This is a genomic window from Pseudomonas sp. IPO3774, from assembly GCF_013386835.1.
GTDB lineage: Bacteria > Pseudomonadota > Gammaproteobacteria > Pseudomonadales > Pseudomonadaceae > Aquipseudomonas.
In genome coordinates this window covers 1-22,050 of sequence record NZ_JACAQY010000068.1, presented here as the reverse complement: position 1 = coordinate 22,050, position 22,050 = coordinate 1, and the positions used below count along the sequence as shown (strand labels likewise).

Sequence of the window (22,050 nt, the reverse complement as noted above, 5' to 3'; positions counted from 1 at the left end):
GGAAACGTGTGCCCCATGAAACTTACGCTCAATGCCCTGGCCACCGCGCTGCTGCTCAGCACCAGCGCCTCTGCCCTGGCGGCGTCCACCGTCGACCTGACTGTCAAAGGGGTGATTACCCCCAACGCCTGCACACCTGGCCTGTCCGGCGGAGGGATGGTGGACTACGGCAAGATCTCCGCCAAAGACCTGAACCTCACGATCCCCAAACAACTGCCACGCACCACCTTGCAACTGACCATCACCTGCGACGGCGGCACCCTGTTTGCCGTCAAGGGCACCGACAACCGCGCCGGGTCCAACTCCAGCGGCGGCACCTACGGCCTGGGGTTGATCAACGGTACGCAGAAGCTGGGGGCCTACGACCTGATGCTGAATAACGCAGTCGCCGACGCTGTCGCCGTCACGGTGCTGGAATCCGGGGATAACGGCACGACCTGGGCAGAGTCGGCGGACGCGATCCTGCCACCCAGCGCATTGGCGGCTTTCGGCGATAGAACCTCGGGCACCTGGCTGCCGGTGCCGATCCAGCAAGTCGTCAGCGACCTGGTGGTGTACGCGCAGATCGCCCGGGCCGACAGCCTGGACCTGAGCGATGAACACCCGATCGACGGCTCGGCCACGCTGGAAGTGAAGTACCTGTAAACCCGCGGCCTCGTCGTTCGCGGCGAGGCGCCTTACTTGCACCGAACACATTGAAGACCGAATGATGAACAGAACCCTACGCCTGTGCACGGCGCTGTTATTGCTCAACACCGGCTCTAGCGTGTTTGCCAGCACCGCCACCGAGATGACCCTGTCGGGCCTGGTTACCCCCAGCTCCTGCACCATCGCGCTCTCCGGCAGCGGCATCATCGACCACGGCACCATCCCTGCCCATCTCCTCAACCAGGTGGCTCCCACCCCGTTGCCTACCCAATGGCTGGAGGTAGAGATCCACTGCAGCGGCCCCTTGTTGTTTGGCCTGATTGGCCTGGACAGCCGCGAAGATTCGTCCGCCGCACCGGACACTACCTACGGCCTGGGGAGAAACCCCATCGCGCCCGCGGAGCAGTTGGGTTACGTCGACCTGGCGTTCGAAGCGGCGCAAGGAGACGGCCAGGCCATGCAGTCACTTGTGTCAAACCCCGAAGGCGGCCTTTGGGCTCCCCAACCGGCCATCCACCCCAAGACACTCATGGGCTTCGCCCGTCCCGGCCGACCGTTTCCGGAACCCATCGTCACCCTGACCACCCGGATCCGCGCACAGACCACCATCCACCCGGCGAACCGTCTGACCCTCAGGCAAGACGTTCCCCTCGATGGCTCACTGGTCCTGGATTTGCGTTACCTCTAAGCCCTGTGATCATTTTAGGAACTGCGTCATGAAGACCTATCCAACCTTGCTGGCCCTGGGCTGGCTGCTGAGCACCCAGGCGTTTGCCGACGGCATGGTGCCCGACACCTCGGTGGTGATCGTCAACGAGGCCGACGGCGAAGCTTCGGTGTCGGTGACCAACACCGACGGCAAACTGGCCCTGCTGCACGTCACCCTGGAAGACATTCCGGAAGACACCGAATCGCTGCTGTTCGTCACCCCGCCCCTGTCCCGGGTCGAGGCCGATAAAAGCCAGTTGGTGCGCTTTATCCTGCGCAACCCCACGCCCCTGAAAACCCAACGCCTGAAGCGGGTGATCTTCGAAGGCATGCCCAAGGACCGTGACGCCGCCCAGGCTGGCCATGCGCGGGTGGGCGTGACCGTGCGCCAGAACCTGCCGGTGATCATTCATCCCAAGGGCCTGGCGCCGAACCGCACACCCTGGACCGGGCTGACCTGGTCGTTGAACGCCGGTCACCTGAACGTCGCCAACCCCACGCCTTACGTGGTGCGCCTGGCCCAGGAGCTGCAATTGCTGCCCGGCAAGCAGAGCCTGGTGCTGCCGCGCACTTATGTGTTGCCCGGCGAAACCCTGCGGCTCAGCACGCCCCACACCGCCACGGCCGTACGCCTGCAACCGGCCACCGTGTACGGCTTTGCCGTCGCCGCCTATGAAGCACCGATAACCGCCGCAAACGCTGAATAACGAAGTGACAGCCCTGTGACTGTCACCGGGAAGCCCGCCAACCGTTGCCGGCTTCCATAACCTGAGTGCCTTTACGTGAACACAGTAACCACTGACCCGGCTGGCGAAGCCGTGCCCGACTGTCCTTTACGCCCCGCCCGGATGCGGGCCGCGCTGCCACTGACCATGGCGTTGCTGTCGGCCGATGCCTGGGCCGACGCCTTCGACGCGCAAACCCTGCACCAGCGCGGTATCGACCCGGAACTGGCCTACCTGTTGCTGGACGCACCGCGCTACACCAGCGGCCGCCACGCCGTGAGCCTGACGGTGAACGGCCAGCGCCGTGGCCGCCTTGATGTTCAGTTCGACAGCCAGGGCGCGCTGTGCTTCGACCGCCCGCTGCTGGACGCCGCCGACCTGGTGATACCGGCCCCGCTGGGCGACAGCCACTGCCATGACTTCCTCGGCGAATACCCGCAAACCGTGGTGGAGCAAGACCCCGCCAGCCTGAGCGTGAGCCTGATGGTGCCCACCGATGCCCTGCGCCCGCGCCAACGTGAGCTGTCCGGTTATGAAACCGGAGGGTTCGCCGGCTTGCTCAACTACGAACTCACCGGTTTGTACAACCGTTATGGCGACGACACCAACCGCTTCGGCTCGGCCAATACCGAAGTGGGGTTCAACGCGGGCGACTGGATCGTGCGCAGCCGCCAGGTGCAGACCTGGCAGGATTCCAGGTCTCGCAGCACTCACCTGGAAGCCTATGCCCAGCGCACCTTCGCCGAGCAGCAGGCGGTGTTGCAGGCCGGGCAGATCAACCTCTACAACCCGGTAGTGTCATCGGCGCAGATCACCGGCATGCAACTGTTTACCGAACAGGCCCTGCAGGACCAGGAACAGGGCTCGACCATCAGCGGCATCGCCAACAGCCCGGCCCAGGTCGAGGTACGCCAGAACGGCGCGCTGATTCACTCCACGGTGGTGCCGGCCGGGCCGTTCTCGCTGACCGACGTGAGGCGCCTGAACACACGCTCCGACGTTGAAGTGACGGTCAAGGAAAGCACCGGCGAAGAGCGGCGCTTCACCGTGCCGGCGGCGATGCTCGGCATCGGCTTGCCAGCCCCGGGTTACTCGTTGGGGGCGGGCCGGGTGCGCAATATCGGCGATACACGGGGCGACGATCCATGGGTAATCAGCGGCGGCTGGAGCGGTGCGTTGAACCCGCGCCTGAGCCTGGGGGCCGGCGCGCTTGCCGCCGAAGACTACCGTGCCACGGGTGCCAGCCTCGGCCTGTTGCCGTGGCCAGACGGCCAGGTACAACTGTCGACCCAGATTGCCGATGCCCAACGCCTGGGTGAACGCGGCGTACAGACCGACCTGAGCCTGTCCCAGCGCCTGGGCCGGCAATGGTCGATCACCGCCGGCGCCTCCCACCGCACCATGGGCTACCGGGAGCTGGAAGACGCCGCCTACTACGACTCACGGGACGACGAGGGTCGCCTCACCCGCTATCGCGACCAGCAGAGCCTGGCCCTGGGCTGGGCCCATCCATGGCTGGGAGCCTTCAATGCCGGCCTGTCGCGCACCACCACGTTCAACGGCGAAAACAGCAGCCGTGCCCTGGCCTCATGGGGCACCAGCGTGCGCGGCGTGTCGCTGTCGGCCAGTGCCGAGTGGCAGGTCAGCGGCCGGCAGAATAACGAGAACGCGGTGTACCTGAACCTGAGCGTGCCACTGGGTGAGAACCGGCGTGGGCGCTCCTGGGTGCGCAACTCCGGTGGCGAGCATCGCATCGGCCTGGGGGTGAACGAGCAGGTCAACGATCAACTCAGTTACCGGGTCAGTGCCGAGCACGACAGCCGCGACCAACAAGTGGAATCCACCCTCGGCGTGTCCTATCTGCCGCGCTATGCACAACTGGACATGAACTACAGCCGCTCTGACGCCGAGCGCTCCAGCTACCAGGGCGGTGTGCGCGGTGCGGTGGTGGCCCACAGCGGTGGCGTGACCTTCTCGCCTTATCCGGTGCGCGACACCTTTGCGCTGGTGTCTGTCGGCGATATGGCCGGGGTCAAGCTCACCACGCCCAGCGGCCCGGTGTGGACCGACTTCCAGGGCCAGGCCGTGGTACCGCAGGTGTCCGCCTACGGGCGCAGCCCCGTGGAAGTGCAAACCCAGTCGCTGCCGCGCAACGCCGATATCAGCAACGGCCTGGCCGTCATCAGCGCCGGGCGCGGTGCGGTCGACCGCGTGGAATTCGGCGTGGCCCTGACCCGTCGTGCCTTGCTCACAGTGACCACCGACCACGGTACGCCACTGCCCCGTGGCGCCACGGTGAGTACCGCCGATGGCGAGTTCGTGACCCTGGTGCAGGAAGGCAGCCAGGTGTTCCTGCCGAACGTGCTGGACCCACGTCCCCTGTGGGTCAAGGCACCGGGCATGAGCCGCTGTGAACTGCAGGTTGAACTCGCGGAAAAAGCCGACCCGCAGGTGTATTTCGAAACCGCCCCGGCCCGCTGTGTGACGCCATGAGGAAGACTGTGATGAAGCGATTGTTACTGCTGGGATTGGCCCTGGGCGCCATCGTCCAGAGCCGGGCGCACGCCGACGAATGCCAACTGACCCTAAGCCAGTCGCGCCTGGATTTCGGCGTGATGAACCGCGCCGTGCAGCGCAACCCCGGCGCAGAAATCCTGCTGGGAGAACGCCGCCTGAGCCTCAACCTGAACTGCCCGACGCCCACCGATATGCACGTGTTCTACCGGGCCCTGGCCGCGACCGCCGAGCGCTACCGCTTTACCGAACGTGGCAGTTACCGCGTGCACATCAGCGATGCGGTACTCGACGGCCAGGCTGTTGAACTGGGGTTGACCAGCGGGCAAGGCCAGGCGCCCAGTGCCAGGGGCAGGATACTCGACTGGCGGCCCGACCAGGCCATCGTACCGTTGCGCGACGGTGCGCCGACCACCGGCAGCAGCTTCTCGGCGCAATTGCTGGTCAATGCCTGGGCACAGGCCGACGCCCTGCAAGTGCGCGACGCGGTGACCTGGCAAGCCACCGGCTTGATCGACGCCGTCGCCAGCGGCCGCGCCCGGGAGCTGTCGCTGCAAGCCGGCTTCGCTCCGGCGGCCTGCGAGACCACGCTGTCCAACGGCGGCATCATCGACTTTGGCCGTATGTGGTCCAGGAGCCTTAACACCGACAAGGAAACCGGGCTGGTCTCCCGCAGCCTGCTGCTGAGTATCGGCTGCGACGGCCCGACTCATTTCGCCTTGCGCATGCATGACAACCGCAAAGGCTCGGCCACCGGCGGCATCGACGAAACCGCCTACGGCCTGGGAGTGGACGACAGTCGTAATAAAATCGGCCGGTACTTCCTCTATTTCGACCCTTTCGACCTGCGCGCCGATGCCCTGCCCCAGGTATATCGCACCGACTCCACCACCGGTGGCGTGGCCTGGAGCAGCTCCAGCGCCTACCCCATTCCCATCGGCAGCAGCAGCTTGCTCGGCTTTACCGCTCTACCCGGCAGCAATGCCGGCCCCACCGCGATCCAGAACCTGAGTGGGCAGATCAGCGTGCGCGCCGTCCTGTCCCCCATGAACAGCCTGGACCTGCGTACGGAAGTACTGCTCGACGGTTCGGGCACGATTGAAATCATCTACCTCTGATCAAGGAGTATGGTCATGCACCTACGCCAGCGTTCTCTCGCAACACTTGCCCTGCTGACCCTCAGCAGCGGTGCCACGGCAGCCTCCAGTGTCGAACTTGGCGTCACCGGCTTGCTCACTCCCAGTGCCTGTACACCGGCGCTGTCGAGCAACGGGCTGATCGACTACGGCAAGATTTCCCAACAGGAGTTGAACATTGATCGTGGCAAACGCCTGCCGGTGCGCTACCTGAGCGTGACCATCAACTGCGAGGCAGCGACTCGCTACGCCCTACGCATGAGCGACAACCGCGACGGCACCGCCAACGTCAACAGCGAAATCTACTACGGGCTGGGCCTGGACCCGAGTGGCAACAAGATCGGGCTGTACTCCCTGACCTTCGACCCCAAGCAGACGGTGATCGACAGCCTGCCGGAGGTTTACGGCACCGAGTCCACCAGCGGCGGGATCGCCTGGCGCACCGCCAACAGCAACCCGATCGACATCGGTTCGCGCAGCTTTCTCGGCTTTACCGACACCGTCGGTAGCACCAGCGGGCCGACGGCCTTCCAGACGCTGAGCAGCCTGGTCAGGGTCGATACGGTGATCGCTGCCAAGAACAATCTCGACCTCAGCAGCGACGTGCATATCGATGGTTCCAGCACTATGGAAGTGCTGTACCTCTAGACCTTTTCGCTGGTCACGCCGACATACCGCGCACGCCCGGCGCCCAACCCCGCGATGATCGCGCCCAGGCCGATCACCGCGAAAATCCAGCCGGTGGCGTTCCAGCCACCGGTCCAGTCATGCACCAGCCCGACCGCGAACGGCCCCATGGACGCCAGCGTGTAGCCGATGCCCTGGGCCATGCTCGACAGGTTGGCGGCTACATGGGCGTCCCGTGAACGCAGCACGATCAAGGTCAGTGCCAGGCTGAAAGTGCCACCCTGGCCCAGGCCCAGCAGAATCGCCCAGCCCCACAAGCCGTCCAACGGTGCATACAGGCAACCGAACAGGCCGCCCAGGGTCAGCACCATCACCACCACGATGGCCAGGCGCTGGTCCTTGCCGCGGGTGGCCAGCCAGGGCGCAGCCAGGGAACTGGCCAGTTGCACAATCACCGAACCGGAAAGCACCAGGCCCGCCTGGGTGGCGCTCAGGCCACGGCCGATCAGGATCGACGGCAGCCAGCCAAACACAATGTACGCCAGGGAGGATTGCAGGCCCATGTACAGGGTCACCTGCCAGGCCAGCGGATCACGCAACAAGCCCTTCACGCGATAGGCCACCTGGTGCGCGCCGTGTTTCTGGCCGACCTGTGGCAACCAGAACAACGCCGCGACCAACGCCGGGAGAATCCAGAACCCCAGGCCGATGTTCCAGCTGTCGCCGAAGTAATGACTCAGGGGCACCGTGGATCCCGCCGCCAGCGCTGCACCCAGGCACAGGGCCATGGTGTACACGCCGGTCATGGTGCCGGCCTGTTTGGCGAAATCGCGCTTGACGATACCGGGCAACAGCACCCCGATGATGCCGATACTCGCGCCCGCCAGCAGGCTGCCGGCGAACAGCCCGGCCTCACCGAATGAACTGCGCAGGATGATGCCGCCGGCCAGGGTCAGCAGAATGCCCAGCACCACCCGCTCGGCGCCAAAACGTCGGGCCAGGATCGGAGCCAGTGGCGCGAACAGGCCCAGGCACAAGACGGGCAGCGTCGTCAGCAACCCGGCCTTGGCCGCCGAGAGACCCAGGCTGTGGGAAACCTCAGCGAGCAGCGGCGCCATGCTCGACAACGCCGGGCGCAGGTTCAGCGCCACCAGGATCAGGCCCAACAGCAACAACCACGGACGGCTCACCACCGGCGGGCTGTGCTGGACCTCATCGTCATCGGCTTCGGCGTCGATCAGCAGTTCATCAAGGGCATTTTCTGAACGGGGCATGGTGGTCTCGGGTTCAAGGTTCATTGATCAACTGCCGGGACAGGGCCTTGGCGCGTTCCGGGTCCTGTTGCTCCACGGCATCGAGCAAGGCGCCGTGCAGGTCGAATACCGCTTGCCGGCGCGGCTGGATGTTCAGGGTCTGGCGCAGTTGCGCGCCGACAATGCTCGAGAAGTACTGATACAGCTCGCTCAAGGCCGGGTTGTGGGCCGCGTCCACCAGGCGTTTGTGGAACACCAGGTCGCAGCTGATGTAGTGCTCAAGATCACCGTGGTAATGGTCGCCGCTGGCGTTGAGGGCCGCGCGCAAAGCGACCAGGTCTTCATCGGTGCGGCGCAACGCGGCCAAGCCGACTGCCTCGACTTCAAGAATCTGCCGCGTCTCCTGCGCCTGAGCCAGGGTGCAGTGGGACAAGGCTTTCATCGCGCCCAGCGGGTCGGTCATGGAGCGCAAATAGCTGCCGTCGCCCTGGCGGATCTCGATCAACCCGGAGAATGCCAATACGCGCATGGCTTCACGCACGGTGTTGCGGCTGATCCCCAACTCGGCAGACAACTCGGGCTCGGTGGGCAGGCGTTCGCCGATGGCCCATACGCCTTGGGTGATGCGCTGGCGCAACTGTTCGAGGGCTTGATCGACGAGGGAGCGTTTGATCAGGGGGGCGATGTCTGTCATGGGTTTCGTCCTTTCATCCAATCATAGGATGAATTTTCCCACAGCCTATTCGGAGTTGCCTACAAAGGCAACGCACTAGGGTTCTTGGGCAGGCAAAGGAGCAGTATTTTCGATTGGTAAAATTACCCTCAGAGGGTAATTATTGGACTCAGGTGTCTTATGGAAAAGTACACACCTCATTACGATCTGGCGGTGATAAAGGCGGATGTCAGGCGGCTTGGCGCCAAGGCTTTCACACGTGCGGCAAAGAAAACCGCAGAGGCGCTCGACCTTGATCTCTCGGAAATGCAGGCCGTTATTTTCGAACTGCAAAACAGGATGTTGTACAAGTCGATGACCACCTATGTGGATCATCGGATCTGGCATGACGTCTATCACATCCATTCACACGGTCTGGAGATTTACATCAAGGTGACTTACTGCTCCGGCAGCAACCCTCCGGTGATCTCCTTCAAAGGGATGAACCTATGAACACCCAACATTGCTTCATCTGCGGAGCCCCCGACGCCATGACGCGTTTTGAAGGCCGCAGCGAAACCATGCGTATAAAAGGCATGGAGCGGCGCATTGATGATCTTTCGGGCTGGGAATGTCAGGTGTGCGAGGACGGCATGTATGACCCCGATAGCTGCGAGCGTCATGCCAATGCCGGTGATGATCTGCTCCACGCCGCCCGAGGGATAATGGGCGCCGAACTGAAGCGAATCCGTCGCAAGCTGCACCTCACGCAAAAAGAAACCGTGGGCTTGCTCTCCGGTGGCGGCCACAACGCATTCTCACGTTACGAACGCGGTGAAATAACGCCACCCAAACCATTGATGGTACTGATGCGACTGCTGGATCGTTACCCCCACTTGCTCATCGATGCCAAAGAACTGGCCGAAGGCGCAGACCTGCGCAACGCCTTCACCTACACCATCAACGACAAGACGCAAGAAGCCCTAAACGCCTCCTAGACAGGCAAAAATAAACCCGGCACCAGGCCGGGTTTATTGTTTCAAGCATTACCCATGGATCAATGCAAAATCTGGCTCAAGAACAACTTGGTCCGATCATTCTGCGGGTTGTCGAAGAAGTCATTCGGCGCCGCCTGTTCAACGATCTCGCCCTTGTCCATGAAGATCACGCGGTTGGCCACGGTGCGCGCAAAGCCCATTTCGTGGGTCACGCAGAGCATGGTCATGCCGTCTTCCGCCAGGCCGATCATGGTGTCCAGTACCTCTTTCACCATTTCCGGATCGAGCGCCGAGGTCGGCTCATCGAACAGCATGATTTTCGGCTTCATGCACAGCGCACGGGCAATCGCCACGCGCTGTTGCTGGCCGCCGGACAACTGCCCCGGAAACTTGTGGGCCTGCTCCGGAATACGCACGCGCTCAAGGTAGTGCATGGCAATTTCTTCAGCCTTGCGCTTGGGCATCTTGCGTACCCACATCGGGGCCAGCGTGCAGTTCTGCAGGATGGTCAGGTGCGGGAACAGGTTGAAGTGCTGGAACACCATGCCGACTTCGCGGCGGATCGCTTCGATCTGCTTGAGGTCATTGGTCAGTTCCACGCCATCGACCACGATGCGGCCCTGCTGGTGCTCTTCCAGGCGGTTGAGGCAGCGGATGGTGGTGGACTTGCCGGAACCCGACGGGCCGCACAGCACGATACGTTCGCCCTGCTTGACGTTCAGGTTGATGTCTTTCAACACGTGGAACTGGCCGTACCACTTGTTGACGCCCTGCATCTGAATAATGCCTTCAGGGCTCACAGGCTGTTTGATCGCTTCACTCATCACAACACTCCTAACGCTTGTGGCCTGTGTCCAGCTTGTGTTCCAAATGAATGGAATAGCGGGACATACCAAAACAGAAAATCCAGAACACCAGGGCGGCGAACACGTAGCCTTCAGTGGCCATGCCCAACCATTTCGGGTCGGCGGCGGCTTGCTTGACGCTGTTGAGCAGGTCGAACAGGCCGATGATGATCACCAGGCTAGTGTCCTTGAACAACGCGATAAACGTGTTGACGATGCCCGGGATCACCATCTTCAGTGCCTGGGGCAAAATCACCAGGCCCATGCTGCGCCAGTAACCCAGGCCCATCGCGGCCGCAGCCTCGTATTGGCCCTTGGGAATCGCCTGCAAGCCACCGCGCACCACTTCGGCTACATAGGCCGACTGGAACAGGATCACGCCGATCAAGGCCCGCAGCAATTTGTCGATGCCCATGCCTTCCGGCAGGAACAGCGGCAACATTACCGACGACATGAACAGCACCGTGATCAACGGCACGCCGCGCCAGAACTCGATGAAGGTCACGCAGACCACACGAATCGCCGGCATGTTCGAACGCCGACCCAACGCCAGCACGATGCCCAGCGGCAAGGCCCCGGCAATGCCGACGGTGGCGATCACCAGGGTCAGCATCAAGCCGCCCCACTGGCTGGTGGCCACGTTGGTCATGCCGAAGATCCCGCCGTGCAGCAGGAAGTAGGCAACGATCGGGTACACCACCAAAAAGCTCAGGCCGTAGACCGCCTTGCGCGTGAAGCGCGAGATGAACAACGGCGCCACACCCACGATGGCCAGCCACACGGTCAGGTCGACGCGCCAGCGCAGGTCGCCGGGGTAGTAGCCGTACATGAACTGCCCGAAGCGCTGTTGGATAAACACCCAGCAGGCGCCCTCCTTGGTGCAGTCGGCGCGGGTGGTACCGACCCAGTTTGCATCGAGGATCGCCCAGTGCAGGATCGGCGGCACGACCAGGTAGATCAGGTAGAACGCCAGCAATGTCAGCAGGGTGTTGAGCCAGCTGGAAAACAGGTTGGCGCGCATCCATGCCATCGGCCCGAACACTTTGTTCGGTGGCGGCATATCAGGTTTGAAAGTATGCGTACTCATGCAGGTTTCCTCACCGCTCGATCAGCGCAATGCGCTTGTTGTACCAGTTCATCAGCAGGGAAATGCTGATGCTGATCGCCAGGTACACGCTCATGGTGATGGCAATAACCTCGATGGCCTGGCCGGTCTGGTTGAGCACCGTGCCGGCAAACAGCGAAACCATTTCCGGGTAACCGATACCGGCGGCCAGTGACGAGTTTTTCGCCAGGTTCAGGTATTGGCTGGTCAGCGGCGGAATGATCACGCGCAGGGCTTGCGGGATGATCACCTTGCGCAGGGTCGGACCGTTGCGCAGCCCGAGGGAACGCGCCGCTTCGGTCTGGCCGTGGCTGACGGACTTGATGCCTGAACGCACGATCTCGGCGATAAACGCCGCGGTATACACGGTCAGGGCCAGGGTCAGCGCCAGCAACTCGGGAATCAGTACCCAGCCGCCGACGAAGTTGAAGCCTTGCAGCTTGGGCATTTCCCAGTGCAGCGGCGCGCCGAACACCAAAGCGCACAGCGCAGGGATCACCACCAACAGCGCCAGGCCGGCCCAGAACTTGTGGAACGGAACACCGGTGGCTTCAAAGCGTTTATTTGCCCAACGGGCCATCAGCACAATGGCGATGATTGCCACCACGACGCTGATCACAAACGGCCAGAAACCCTCCGCCATCAACGCGGCGGGCATGTTCAGGCCACGGCTGCTGACAAAGAACGTGTCGCCGAAGTTGTGGCTGTTGCGCGGCCCCGGCATCGTCAGGAATACCGCGAAGTACCAGAACAGGATTTGCAGCAGCGGCGGAATGTTGCGGAACACTTCCACATACACCGTGGCCAGCTTGTTGATCATCCAGTTGGGCGACAAGCGCGCCACACCGATGATGAACCCGAGGATGGTCGCCAGGACCACACCGATCACCGTCACCAGCAGGGTGTTGAGCAGACCGATCACAAAGACCCGGGCATAGCTGTCCGATTCGGTGTAGTCGATCAGGTGCTGAGCGATGCCGAAGCCGGCACTGCGCTCAAGAAAGTCGAAACCCGAGGTAATGCCCCGGTGTTGAAGGTTGGTTTGCGTGTTGTTGAACAGGTACCAGCCCAACGAGACCACCGCCACAATCGTGATGATCTGGAATAGCCACGCACGCACTTTTGGATCACTGAAGCTGAGCTTCTGTTTTGGTGCGCCGATTTGATTTTGCATTAAGTGCCCCAGGAATAATGGAACAGAACATCACCCGGCGGTTGGCCCACCGGGTGATAGAACCATCAGCGATCAGCGCACAGGTGGTGCGTATTGAATGCCACCGTTGGTCCACAGAGCGTTCAGGCCACGATCGATTTCCAGAGGCGTGCTCTTGCCGAGGTTTTTCTCGAACACTTCGCCGTAGTTACCGACCTGCTTGACGATCTGTACGACCCAGTCTTTCTTCACTTTCAGGTCTTTGCCGTATTCGCCGTCAGCACCCAGCAGACGGGCAACGTCCGGGTTCTTGGTGGACTTGGCTTCAGCTTCGACGTTTTTGGAGGTGATACCGGCTTCTTCAGCGTTGAGCATGGCGTAGCCAACCCAGCGCACGATGGCCAGCCACTCGTCGTCGCCGTTACGCACGACAGGGCCCAGTGGTTCTTTGGAAATGGTTTCCGGCAGTACCACGTAGTCTTTCGGCGAAGCCAGCTTGCTGCGCTGTGCGTAGAGCTGGGACTTGTCGGAGGTCAGTACGTCGCAACGACCGGATTCCAGCGACTTGGCGCTTTCATCGGAGGTGTCGAACGTGATCGGGGTGTACTTCAGGTTGTTGGCGCGGAAGTAGTCGGAAACGTTCAGCTCAGTGGTGGTACCGGCCTGGATGCAGATGGTTGCACCGTCCAGTTCCTTGGCACTTTTCACGCCCAGCTTGTTGTTCACCAGGAAACCAACACCGTCGTAGTAGGTGATGAAACCCGGGAATTTCAGGCCCATGCCGGCATCACGGGAGCTGGTCATGGTGGTGTTGCGCGACAGGATGTCGACTTCGCCAGACTGAAGCGCGGTGAAACGCTCCTTGGCATTCAACTGGCTGAATTTGACCTTGGTTGCGTCGCCGAATACGGCAGCGGCAACAGCACGGCACACGTCAGCGTCGATCCCGAGGATCTTGCCGCTGGCGTCCGGCACCGAGAAGCCCGGCAGACCGTCGCTCACGCCACACTGCACAAAGCCTTTCTTCTGCACGGCATCCAGAGTGGCGCCAGCCTGGGCGAAACCACTGACACCCAGTACGGTAGCCGCGGTCACGATGGCCAGGGTGGATTTCAATACCTTCATTCAAACCTCCAGTTTTGCTCTTGTTGTGTCGGAGCTCGAACCCCACCGCACCCTTATGAGGCGACATCGACCCGTGTTGGCTTTTTTTGGGGTCAAACAGCATGAGGTTTTTGCTTTAAGTCCAGTTGCTATCCCACAGGCGCCAGTCACTGATAGTGTTACCGCCTGGGGTGAGCCTTGACATCGGGTTTCATATAGCAAGCCCCGTACCAGACTGATGGCTGAGTCGTTTCAGCCCATGGTCAAGAGCAAAAGATTCAACCTTGCGACATTCTCTTAACAGATCAACCCGTCGCGCACCGTTCCGACGCACTCAATCGGAGCGCACGCACATATATGGAGCAGACATGACCGAAGCCTTGATTCTTCAGCCCGCCAAGCCCGCAGACGCCTGCGTAATCTGGTTGCATGGCCTGGGTGCCGATCGCTACGACTTCCTGCCCGTGGCCGAAGCCCTGCAGGAAAAACTCCTGTCGACGCGCTTTGTCCTGCCCCAGGCGCCGACACGCCCGGTGACCATCAATGGCGGCTACGAGATGCCGAGCTGGTACGACATCAAGGCCATGAGCCCGGCGCGTTCCATCAGTGTTGAAGAGCTGGAAGCCTCGGCAAAAATGGTTACCGACCTGATCAAGGAACAAAAAAGCAGCGGGATAGACGCCTCGCGGATTTTCCTCGCCGGTTTTTCCCAGGGTGGCGCCGTGGTGTTCCACACCGCGTTCCTGAAATGGCAGGGCGCCTTGGGTGGCGTGATCGCCCTTTCCACCTACGCTCCCACTTTCGGTGACGAACTCGAATTGTCGGCGAGCCAGCAACGGATTCCGGCGCTGTGCCTGCACGGCCAATACGACGACGTGGTGCAGAACGCCATGGGTCGCAGCGCCTATGAGCATTTGAAGTCGCGCGGTGTCACCGTTGCATGGCAGGAATACCCAATGGGCCACGAAGTGTTACCCCAGGAGATACACGATATCGGTGACTGGTTGGCCGCCCGCCTGGGCTGAAAACCACCCATTGTGTAGCCGCATGACCAACGCACTACGCCGCGCCCGATTCTTGCATTACACTGGCCGGCGTACATTCCTTAACCAATTGATGAGATGACCGTGCTCAAAGCACTCAAGAAGATGTTCGGTAAAAGCGAGGCTGAGCAGCTCGCGCCAGGTTCCAGTGCCCCCGCCCACGTTCAAGGCAGCCGCAATGACGGCCAGCAGCCTGGCCGGACCGCACCTGTAGCCTCGCCAAAAAAAGAGCCGGTGACCACACCCGCCACGGTTAACGTCGCTGAAGAGCCAGCCGCCGACCAACCACGCCAGGAGCCACGCCAGGAAAAGCCGCGCCGTGAACGCGCGCCCAAACCTGTGGTTATTCCCTGGAAACTGGAAGACTTCGCCGTCGAACCCCAGGAAGGCAAAACCCGCTTTCATGATTTCAAACTCGCCCCGGAACTGATGCACGCCATCCAGGACCTGGGTTTCCCGTACTGCACGCCGATCCAGGCGCAGGTATTGGGCTTCACCCTCGCCGGCAAAGACGCCATCGGTCGCGCCCAGACCGGTACCGGCAAGACCGCCGCCTTCCTGATCTCGATCATCACCCAGCTGCTGCAAACCCCGCCGCCGAAAGAGCGCTATATGGGTGAGCCCCGCGCCCTGATCATCGCCCCGACCCGGGAGCTGGTGGTACAGATCGCAAAGGACGCCGCCGACCTGACCAAGTACACCGGCCTCAACGTGATGACGTTTGTTGGCGGGATGGACTTCGACAAGCAGCTCAAGCACCTGGAAGCGCGCCACTGCGACATCCTGGTGGCCACGCCGGGGCGCTTGCTGGACTTCAACCAGCGCGGCGACGTGCACCTGGACATGGTCGAAGTGATGGTGCTGGACGAAGCCGACCGCATGCTCGACATGGGCTTCATCCCGCAAGTGCGTCAGATCATTCGCCAGACCCCGCCGAAAAACGAGCGCCAGACCCTGCTGTTCTCCGCGACCTTCACCGAAGACGTGATGAACCTCGCCAAGCAGTGGACCACCGACCCGTCCATCGTCGAGATCGAGGCACTCAACGTCGCCAGCGAGAACGTCGAACAGCATATCTATGCCGTGGCCGGTGCCGACAAATACAAGCTGCTCTACAACCTGGTCAACGACAACGGTTGGGAGCGGGTCATGGTGTTTGCCAACCGCAAGGACGAAGTGCGCCGCATCGAAGAACGCCTGGTGCGTGATGGCGTGAATGCCGCGCAACTGTCCGGCGACGTGCCGCAGCACAAGCGCATCAAGACCCTGGAAGGTTTCCGCGAAGGTAAGATTCGCGTGCTGGTGGCCACCGACGTGGCCGGGCGCGGGATTCACATCGACGGCATCAGCCACGTAATCAACTTCACCCTTCCGGAAGTGCCGGACGACTACGTGCACCGGATTGGCCGTACCGGCCGTGCCGGTGCTGCGGGCGTGTCCATCAGCTTTGCCGGTGAAGACGATTCGTACCAGCTGCCGTCAATCGAAACCTTGCTGGGCCGCAAGATCAGCTGCGAAACGCCGCCGACGCATCTGTTGCGTCCGGTGGAACGCAAGCGCCCTTAAGCCAAAGGCTCAGGCCGAATTCCATTCGGCCAGGATCGGTTGGCGAACACGCGAGGCCTCCTGCGAAAAGGCCTCATGGAAAGTGAAGCTGCTGCCCGACATATCGACAAGGCGATGGGCCTGAGGCTGGGGTTGCGGCTGCCCCAGTGGCTGCTGCAAGTTCTCGGCATCGCCCCCGATAGGCGCTGCCGGCTGGCGCTTTCTGATCCGACCGTCGACCGAGCGGTACAGATTGACCACGCGCAAGCCAAAACGCGTCACCCCCCAGGCTTGGCTTGGCAGCGTAATGTCATTGAAGAACTTGTAAGAAGCACCGGTCAGCAACTTGCCAGCGGCCTGCAATCCAGCCCTTGCTTGGGAACTCAATAGACTGAAGCTTCGGACCGCCGGGCTTGCGGCGACTTCAACCGCCCGGGAAGCGCCCGTCGCCGCTATGCCTGCGCCCCCTAAACTGGCCGCGACACCCACCGCTGCAAAGGTCAGCGATGCCCAGTTCAGGACGTTGATTTGACTGGAGCGATCCCAGCCCATCTGATTGTCGACCGCCTCAACGCTCAGTGCGGCAATCCCCAACGTCCCACCTACCGAGGCCGCGCCTGAGGCTACCAACAGCGCGCTCTTGCCGGCAATGGTCAGTGCAGCGGCTTGAGCGCCGATGGCAGCGAGCAAGCCCGCGGTTGCAAGCCCAGCGGTGACCACCGACATGCCCAGTGCAACACCGGTCAGTGCCCACCGGGCCCATGTTGGAAAACTGAAGAGGCCGCTGGGGTCCGACCAATTCACCGGGTCACCGCCACAATAGGCGTAGCTGTTGATCCCGCCCTCGTCAAAAGGACTGAGGGGATCAGGAGAGAGAAACACCATCAGTTCGGGGTCATAGGCACGGCGCCCATTACCCAGGTGATAGAGGTTGACCGGTACGTCCAGCCGCTCGCCGTTGTAGGCGGGCAATTGCATTTCCATCATCGTGGGCGACACGTCATCCCGCAACTCGATCCTGGCGTCACCGTAGGGTGCGTAATGCCGGCGCACCTGGTCCGTGATCGGTGCCACCACACCGCGGACGCTGCCAGCGCCGTCAAGAACCAGTAGTTTCTGGTAATTACCACTATCTCGGTAGGCCACCACCTGGTCACCGTCGCGCACGTAACGTGCCCGCATGCTGACCTGCGCCAGCGTGTCGAGCCGATCCCCGGCATAGGCCAGCATCACGGGAGCTTCGTTGCCTCGCGCAGCAAGCACCTGGCGTGCTTCGCCGTCGTACTGGTAGCTGTACTTGTCTGTGGCGGTCTGTACAGCAGTGAGCTGGTCAAAACCGTTGTACGTGAAACCGCGACCGAAGGTGCCCTGTTGCAAATTACCGGCGGCGTCATAGCTCAGGGTCAGGTTTCGTACCGGGTTTGTATGGGTCAGGTGCGTCAGGCAGGCAGGGTCCTTACCCTGGAAAAACCGCTCGCTGCGGTCGCTACTGCCATCGATAAACGTTGTCCGCACTTCAGTCATATTATCGAGACCGTCATAACTGAAACGCTGTTCCTTGATCGCCCGATCCAATTTATCCATCGGGTATTGCGTGCCCTCGCACACATAGGATTTGAGTCGCGAATAACCATCGTAAGTGAACGTCTCGCCCGTGACCACGGCGTCATTCGCGTCTTTCAACGTGCGAGTGGCCAGCAGGCCATCGTCGTAATAGGTGCTGACAATGTTCTGCAGTAGCGCACCGTCCTGTTCCAGCTTGCGTTCCGACTCACGCCCCCATGCGTCAAAGGTCACCGAGTCGGTAAGACGCATTTGATAATTGAGGGTTCGCGCCGAAAGGCGGCCCAGACTATCGTAAGTCCGGATCATGCGGACGAAACCGGTGGTGGTCTGTTGGAGGCGTCCGAACTGGTCATATACGAGGTCACTGTGCTGCCCATCCGCCGCGGAGTGCCGCAACAGCCGCCCACCCGGCGAATAACTCGTCAGGCTAGTCAAGGGCTGGCTGCCCAGCGTCTGGACTTCCTTGGCGAGATAGCCGTTCTCGTCGTAACTCATCTCATGCTTGAGCCCGGCGGTGAGTGATTGTCGCATCGCTCCACTGATGGGGTCGTACTCAAGGTCTATCGGTGCATGCCCTGCCATCTTGACGCTCGTTAATGTCTCCAGCTCAGGATCATGACCGTACTCTTGACGATCACCGCGCGGCGAAGTCACCGCCACTGGCGCAACCTGGTTGGGCTTGTACTCCCAGGTCGTGGCTGTTGCGTTGCCACGCGCTTGGGAAATGACGCGGCCCAGGCTGTCGTATTCACGCGTGCCAAGCAGCTTGCTGTCTACGGTGAGGGTGCGCACCATTGGCTCGCTGGTGCCAAGCGCATACGTCGTCAACCGCTCACGGGGCGGCGTTCCGTCGGATGGGGTTTCCAGGCTGCGCACCACACGATCAAAAATGTCATAGGCGTATTCAGTCTTGGTCTTCCTGGCATCGATGCGCTCCGTGCAGCGGCCCAGCCCGTCATAAGTACGGGTTTCCACCACAATGCGCGCACCGCCAACGCTCACCCGCTCAACCCGTGCCGGTTGATTGTGTTCGTTGAACCAGGTTTCCAGTTGCGCGTCACCTTGCACCCCCGTCACCCGGCGGTTGAGGAGCGGGTCATATTCATCGATCAATACCCGACCATCGGGTTGAGTTACCGTCCACGGGTTGCCCCAAATGTTATAGGCGTGGCTGGTTTTCAATGTACGCGGCCCATCACCCAGATAATCCAGACGGGTTTGCTTCACGAGCCGCCCGAGTGCGTCGTACGCCCAGGAACCCAGAAGCCTGTCATTGTCCGCGATGCCATCAAGCGATTGCGCAGCAGAGAGCTGGCGTCCCATGCCATCGAAATACGTGAAGAGCACGGTGCCTTGTGCATCCGTGGTGACCAGATGGGCCATCTTGGCCCCGGCCGAAAAGTGATAGGCATAACGACGTCGGGCCATCTGGAGCGTGGCTGGCGCGGCGGTTTCCGATGTCAGCCGCCCACTGACATCGTACGTCATCGCCAGGCTGCCGACGGCATCACGTGTCATGTCGAGCAGACGCTGATTGGTCAGTGACCACGTGCGCGCGGACTCGAGCCATTGACCAGGCTCACGCCCCTTCAAGCTCCGGACTTCGGTGATCGAGTCGCCATTGAAGGTGCAGGTGAAATCGGAGACCAGAGAGAGGTTGTCGATCGTCGTCGTGGAGCTTTTCAAGCGACCATGCAGGGCGGGGTTGGCGGCCACAGAATGATAGGTATAAGACGTATGGGTGCCCCCTTCAAGGTTGATGGCAAGCGGCATGACGAAGTAGCCGCCCCCCGTTATCGAGACGTCGGTGTGGGAATGTTCAGTGGTCCGAGCCGCAGTGGTCGATCTGGCCGGGAAAAGCTTTTCCAGCTTCAGGTAACGTTGAAAGAGTCCATGGGGGTCGGCAGGGCATCTTCGGGGCTCGCCGGTCACCGGGTAATAAGTGTATTCGGTGCGTACGCCGGAGGCCTCGGTGCGGCTTAGTTCGTTGCCGAAGTCATCGGTGGTAATACTGACCACTTCCGCCCTGGGGGGTTTGCCACCCTGGGGATACAGCTCAAAGGTCTTGGTGATGCGGCTCGGAAGTTGGAGATTGGCGGGCTGATTTGGAAACTGGACGCCCCGAACTTCATTGTAGACAGTCTCGGTTTTGACCTGGCTGCCATTGGCTAGTATTAATTCCTCAGTCATCAGGTGAAAACGATTATAAGTGGCGCGGGTCGACCGCAGGGGCTTGCCATTATTATCAACGTAAGTTTCTTCCGCCCAATAAGCGTACTCGCTATCCACCCGATACAAATTATCCTGGCCCTGGCGGAATCCGCCATTCAGAGGATATCCCGTGAAGTTACGGTTGGGACTGTAGTTATAGGAGCGGACGACAGAGGGCTGCCCGCGCCCAGGGTTTTGCTCCCAGTGGGTGACGACCGGAATATACAAACGGGCATCGTATTGAAGCCCATTGGGGTTATACCGAATTATCTCTTGCCCCCCCATGGGTGTCATAACCTGCGAAATAGCCACCATTGCGTCAGGCAACCTGAGGTACTGAAACGAATAGGCCTCACTTGCGACTGGCCCGGCCAGGTCATAAGGAACCGTGACCTTGGTCAGTTGGTTGTCGATATGAGTATATTCAAATCGCGTACGGGCATAACGATTACCATCAATTAGTGTATCGGCGGTTACCAGCGATCCGGCGGAATACTTCAGTATCAACAGGTCGGTTTCTTTATCGTCAACAATGCTCTGCAATAAGTTATTACCGCCATACCGGAAGCTCAGCCGCTCGCCATTTTCGAACTGGATAGCACTGATCTTATAGGGACCGGGAATGCTGAGGGGACGCAGGATTTCGACAGTGCCATCCTTGTAAATTACGTGCAGCGTATTTTGCGCAACCCGTTTTATGGTGAGGTCCTTCAACTTATGGTCGGTAATAACAGCATTGTCCCCTACGGAGGGCAGCCCTTGGGTTAGATATTGTTCACCGTTGAGTAGCGTAAGCTTGAAGCTGTTCGGGTCAAATTCGGTATTCGACAAGCTCCAGCCTTTACCGTAGCCACTGTTGCGGGTATCCATCATCGAGAACGCCAAGGCAATCTCTCGACTGACCTCTAACGGCCCTTTTGGGCTCAAGACTGCCAAACGAATCAGACACCCATACTGCCCGGTACGCAGGTCAACCGAACCGCCGAGGTGGGCACTGAAATTAAACGCGTTCGAATAGATGTCCATAGGTCCACCGCTTCGCACTTGGAGAGGGGATGAAATGCCTGGAACGTCAGGGTTTTGAAGTGGCGCGCAGCACCATCACATTGTAATTGTCGGTCTCGGTCAGGTAATAGTGATGCGAGCAGCCATAACTATCGACCATTGTCCAAATACTGGCCCCTTGTTGATCGGTGTTGGGGTTATCCAACCAGGCCTTGACTCGCGCAGCACGCATGATGGTATTGCGCTTGTTCGCAGGAATTGGGTCATTTCCCCCTGAAGATTTTTTCAGCAGGCTATTCATTGTGATGTTTCCAACAGTATTACCCCGTATGACACCGCCGATCTGTCTAATACCGTGCCCAATGTCCCGAGTGTAGTAAATATCAAAGTGATCCCCCTGAACAGATGAATCTTTTAATTTTACGGGATCAGTCGGAGGTATATTCTCGACAAATCTCAACCCAAGGGGGGGCGTCCAATAATAAATATCCACATCCACACCCTGCACTGAAAAGGCGTCGGTATCAGCCCAATGATCGAGCCGCTCAGCAGACAATGTATAGGGCTCTTGACACTTAACAGTGACAGATGATTGATAATTAACATTATCTCTCTCCATATTAGTTGTATATGTTTTACGTCCCACCGTAATTTTTGCCATAAACTGCTGATTACCACTTGATCTCAGATCACACCTCAGGTATCGCTTCTCATTTTCGAGCGGACCAATACCGGGCATCGGCTGAATAATAGGGTTAGAAGGGGCTGTAGCCATGCTGGGTTCCTCAAGCACCCCCGACCACCGACCCATGTTAAATTCGTTCCTTTTTGTATCACAATACCATCCGGCCGGAATTGTCGCTTCTGGGTTTGTGGAATACTCAACCACCGTGGCACTTTCAAGCTCCGTCGCCTCAAAGGCTGCCAGCTCCCATATACCTTCAGCGTTTCTCCTCTCCTTTTGGACAATTATATTGACTTGACATTGCTGTTTGCCACCCAGATACACCTCATTATTAACTACATTGCCACCATCGCGAGGGAATTCAATATCAAACGTTTTTAAACGAACATTGGGATCTTCCGCTTTCATTTCCTTCTCCTTATCCAACATAGAGAACAGTTATCATCAACGCCACATCTTGTACCGGCCTGATGCAAGTAAGCGCTTTATAGAAGGGACCGCCTACTGTTAGGGATGGTCTGAAGTAG

18 protein-coding genes are annotated in these 22,050 nt (G+C 60.3%); 10 read left to right on the top strand and 8 right to left on the bottom strand.

The genetic code is table 11. The features are described from left to right. Positions 1-15: 15 nt before the first annotated feature. The 6 genes from HYE77_RS30115 (at position 16) to HYE77_RS30090 (ending at position 6,379) form a co-directional block, all read left to right on the top strand. Positions 16-645 carry a DUF1120 domain-containing protein gene (locus HYE77_RS30115; protein WP_177070264.1) on the top strand — a complete coding sequence of 210 codons (630 nt, stop codon included), beginning with the start codon at positions 16-18 and terminating at the stop codon, positions 643-645. A 64-nt stretch (positions 646-709) separates the two neighbouring features. Continuing rightward, the gene (locus tag HYE77_RS30110; protein WP_250884758.1) at positions 710-1,336 is read left to right on the top strand and encodes a DUF1120 domain-containing protein; all 627 of its coding nucleotides are present in this window, start codon (positions 710-712) and stop codon (positions 1,334-1,336) included. Positions 1,337-1,364: 28 nt separating this feature from the next. Further along, complete coding sequence (locus HYE77_RS30105) at positions 1,365-2,063, top strand: fimbria/pilus chaperone family protein (RefSeq protein WP_008435638.1); 699 nt, start codon at positions 1,365-1,367, stop codon at positions 2,061-2,063. A gap of 141 nt (positions 2,064-2,204) precedes the next feature. Next, positions 2,205-4,574, top strand: coding sequence for a fimbria/pilus outer membrane usher protein (locus HYE77_RS30100; protein WP_177070311.1), 2,370 nt, complete (start codon positions 2,205-2,207; stop codon positions 4,572-4,574). Between the two features lie 11 nt (positions 4,575-4,585). Beyond that, positions 4,586-5,713: a DUF1120 domain-containing protein gene (locus tag HYE77_RS30095; protein ID WP_177070262.1), complete on the top strand. Its 1,128-nt coding sequence runs from the start codon at positions 4,586-4,588 to the stop codon at positions 5,711-5,713. Between the two features lie 15 nt (positions 5,714-5,728). Further along, positions 5,729-6,379: a DUF1120 domain-containing protein gene (locus HYE77_RS30090; protein WP_087692824.1), complete on the top strand. Its 651-nt coding sequence runs from the start codon at positions 5,729-5,731 to the stop codon at positions 6,377-6,379. On the opposite strand, the gene HYE77_RS30085 is transcribed toward HYE77_RS30090, so the two are convergent. Then, entirely contained in the window at positions 6,376-7,656 is a 1,281-nt protein-coding gene (locus tag HYE77_RS30085) for a CynX/NimT family MFS transporter (protein ID WP_087692825.1), read from the bottom strand. The two genes, HYE77_RS30090 and HYE77_RS30085, sit on opposite strands and share 4 nt — an antisense overlap. Next, positions 7,646-8,305: a FadR/GntR family transcriptional regulator gene (locus tag HYE77_RS30080; protein ID WP_003216331.1), complete on the bottom strand. Its 660-nt coding sequence runs from the start codon at positions 8,303-8,305 to the stop codon at positions 7,646-7,648. Before HYE77_RS30080 ends, HYE77_RS30085 begins: the two co-directional genes overlap by 11 nt. A 159-nt stretch (positions 8,306-8,464) precedes the next feature. Here HYE77_RS30080 and HYE77_RS30075 point away from each other — a divergent pair, with 159 nt between their 5' ends. Continuing rightward, a complete protein-coding gene (locus HYE77_RS30075) occupies positions 8,465-8,776 on the top strand; it encodes a type II toxin-antitoxin system MqsR family toxin (protein WP_008435648.1) in 312 nt (103 codons plus the stop codon). Then, the gene (locus HYE77_RS30070) at positions 8,773-9,261 is read left to right on the top strand and encodes a type II TA system antitoxin MqsA family protein (RefSeq protein WP_008435650.1); all 489 of its coding nucleotides are present in this window, start codon (positions 8,773-8,775) and stop codon (positions 9,259-9,261) included. Before HYE77_RS30075 ends, HYE77_RS30070 begins: the two co-directional genes overlap by 4 nt. A gap of 59 nt (positions 9,262-9,320) precedes the next feature. On the opposite strand, the gene HYE77_RS30065 is transcribed toward HYE77_RS30070, so the two are convergent. The 4 genes from HYE77_RS30065 to HYE77_RS30050 form a co-directional block, all read right to left on the bottom strand. Further along, positions 9,321-10,085 (bottom strand): amino acid ABC transporter ATP-binding protein, encoded by a 765-nt coding sequence (locus HYE77_RS30065; RefSeq protein ID WP_003171943.1) that lies wholly within the window; start codon positions 10,083-10,085, stop codon positions 9,321-9,323. 10 nt (positions 10,086-10,095) lie between these two features. Next, positions 10,096-11,193, bottom strand: coding sequence for an amino acid ABC transporter permease (locus HYE77_RS30060; protein WP_003216325.1), 1,098 nt, complete (start codon positions 11,191-11,193; stop codon positions 10,096-10,098). Positions 11,194-11,203: 10 nt separating this feature from the next. Continuing rightward, positions 11,204-12,385, bottom strand: a complete 1,182-nt coding sequence (locus HYE77_RS30055) for an amino acid ABC transporter permease (RefSeq protein WP_003216323.1) — start codon at positions 12,383-12,385, stop codon at positions 11,204-11,206. A 72-nt stretch (positions 12,386-12,457) separates the two neighbouring features. Then, positions 12,458-13,489 carry an amino acid ABC transporter substrate-binding protein gene (locus HYE77_RS30050; protein WP_003216321.1) on the bottom strand — a complete coding sequence of 344 codons (1,032 nt, stop codon included), beginning with the start codon at positions 13,487-13,489 and terminating at the stop codon, positions 12,458-12,460. Positions 13,490-13,836: 347 nt separating this feature from the next. Between HYE77_RS30050 and HYE77_RS30045 the strand changes: the two genes are divergently transcribed. Beyond that, positions 13,837-14,493, top strand: a complete 657-nt coding sequence (locus tag HYE77_RS30045) for an alpha/beta hydrolase (protein ID WP_177070261.1) — start codon at positions 13,837-13,839, stop codon at positions 14,491-14,493. A 96-nt stretch (positions 14,494-14,589) separates the two neighbouring features. Continuing rightward, entirely contained in the window at positions 14,590-16,077 is a 1,488-nt protein-coding gene (rhlB, locus tag HYE77_RS30040; protein ID WP_032899430.1) for an ATP-dependent RNA helicase RhlB, read from the top strand. 9 nt (positions 16,078-16,086) lie between these two features. Here the strand turns inward: rhlB and HYE77_RS30035 are convergent, their stop codons facing one another. Both HYE77_RS30035 and HYE77_RS30030 read right to left on the bottom strand, forming a co-directional pair. Continuing rightward, positions 16,087-20,859 carry an RHS repeat domain-containing protein gene (locus HYE77_RS30035; protein ID WP_177070259.1) on the bottom strand — a complete coding sequence of 1,591 codons (4,773 nt, stop codon included), beginning with the start codon at positions 20,857-20,859 and terminating at the stop codon, positions 16,087-16,089. A gap of 46 nt (positions 20,860-20,905) precedes the next feature. Next, positions 20,906-21,931 (bottom strand): hypothetical protein, encoded by a 1,026-nt coding sequence (locus tag HYE77_RS30030; protein WP_087692829.1) that lies wholly within the window; start codon positions 21,929-21,931, stop codon positions 20,906-20,908. Positions 21,932-22,050 lie beyond the last annotated feature (119 nt).

Bases quoted from the DNA above. Each gene is read 5' to 3' on its own strand.
- HYE77_RS30115 (WP_177070264.1), top strand. From the start codon at position 16: ATGAAACTTACGCTCAATGCCCTGGCCACCGCGCTGCTGCTCAGCACC.
- HYE77_RS30110 (WP_250884758.1), top strand. From the start codon at position 710: ATGAACAGAACCCTACGCCTGTGCACGGCGCTGTTATTGCTCAACACC.
- HYE77_RS30105 (WP_008435638.1), top strand. From the start codon at position 1,365: ATGAAGACCTATCCAACCTTGCTGGCCCTGGGCTGGCTGCTGAGCACC.
- HYE77_RS30100 (WP_177070311.1), top strand. From the start codon at position 2,205: ATGCGGGCCGCGCTGCCACTGACCATGGCGTTGCTGTCGGCCGATGCC.
- HYE77_RS30095 (WP_177070262.1), top strand. From the start codon at position 4,586: ATGAAGCGATTGTTACTGCTGGGATTGGCCCTGGGCGCCATCGTCCAG.
- HYE77_RS30090 (WP_087692824.1), top strand. From the start codon at position 5,729: ATGCACCTACGCCAGCGTTCTCTCGCAACACTTGCCCTGCTGACCCTC.
- HYE77_RS30085 (WP_087692825.1), bottom strand. From the start codon at position 7,656: ATGAACCTTGAACCCGAGACCACCATGCCCCGTTCAGAAAATGCCCTT.
- HYE77_RS30080 (WP_003216331.1), bottom strand. From the start codon at position 8,305: ATGACAGACATCGCCCCCCTGATCAAACGCTCCCTCGTCGATCAAGCC.
- HYE77_RS30075 (WP_008435648.1), top strand. From the start codon at position 8,465: ATGGAAAAGTACACACCTCATTACGATCTGGCGGTGATAAAGGCGGAT.
- HYE77_RS30070 (WP_008435650.1), top strand. From the start codon at position 8,773: ATGAACACCCAACATTGCTTCATCTGCGGAGCCCCCGACGCCATGACG.
- HYE77_RS30065 (WP_003171943.1), bottom strand. From the start codon at position 10,085: ATGAGTGAAGCGATCAAACAGCCTGTGAGCCCTGAAGGCATTATTCAG.
- HYE77_RS30060 (WP_003216325.1), bottom strand. From the start codon at position 11,193: ATGAGTACGCATACTTTCAAACCTGATATGCCGCCACCGAACAAAGTG.
- HYE77_RS30055 (WP_003216323.1), bottom strand. From the start codon at position 12,385: ATGCAAAATCAAATCGGCGCACCAAAACAGAAGCTCAGCTTCAGTGAT.
- HYE77_RS30050 (WP_003216321.1), bottom strand. From the start codon at position 13,489: ATGAAGGTATTGAAATCCACCCTGGCCATCGTGACCGCGGCTACCGTA.
- HYE77_RS30045 (WP_177070261.1), top strand. From the start codon at position 13,837: ATGACCGAAGCCTTGATTCTTCAGCCCGCCAAGCCCGCAGACGCCTGC.
- rhlB (WP_032899430.1), top strand. From the start codon at position 14,590: ATGACCGTGCTCAAAGCACTCAAGAAGATGTTCGGTAAAAGCGAGGCT.
- HYE77_RS30035 (WP_177070259.1), bottom strand. From the start codon at position 20,859: ATGGACATCTATTCGAACGCGTTTAATTTCAGTGCCCACCTCGGCGGT.
- HYE77_RS30030 (WP_087692829.1), bottom strand. From the start codon at position 21,931: ATGAAAGCGGAAGATCCCAATGTTCGTTTAAAAACGTTTGATATTGAA.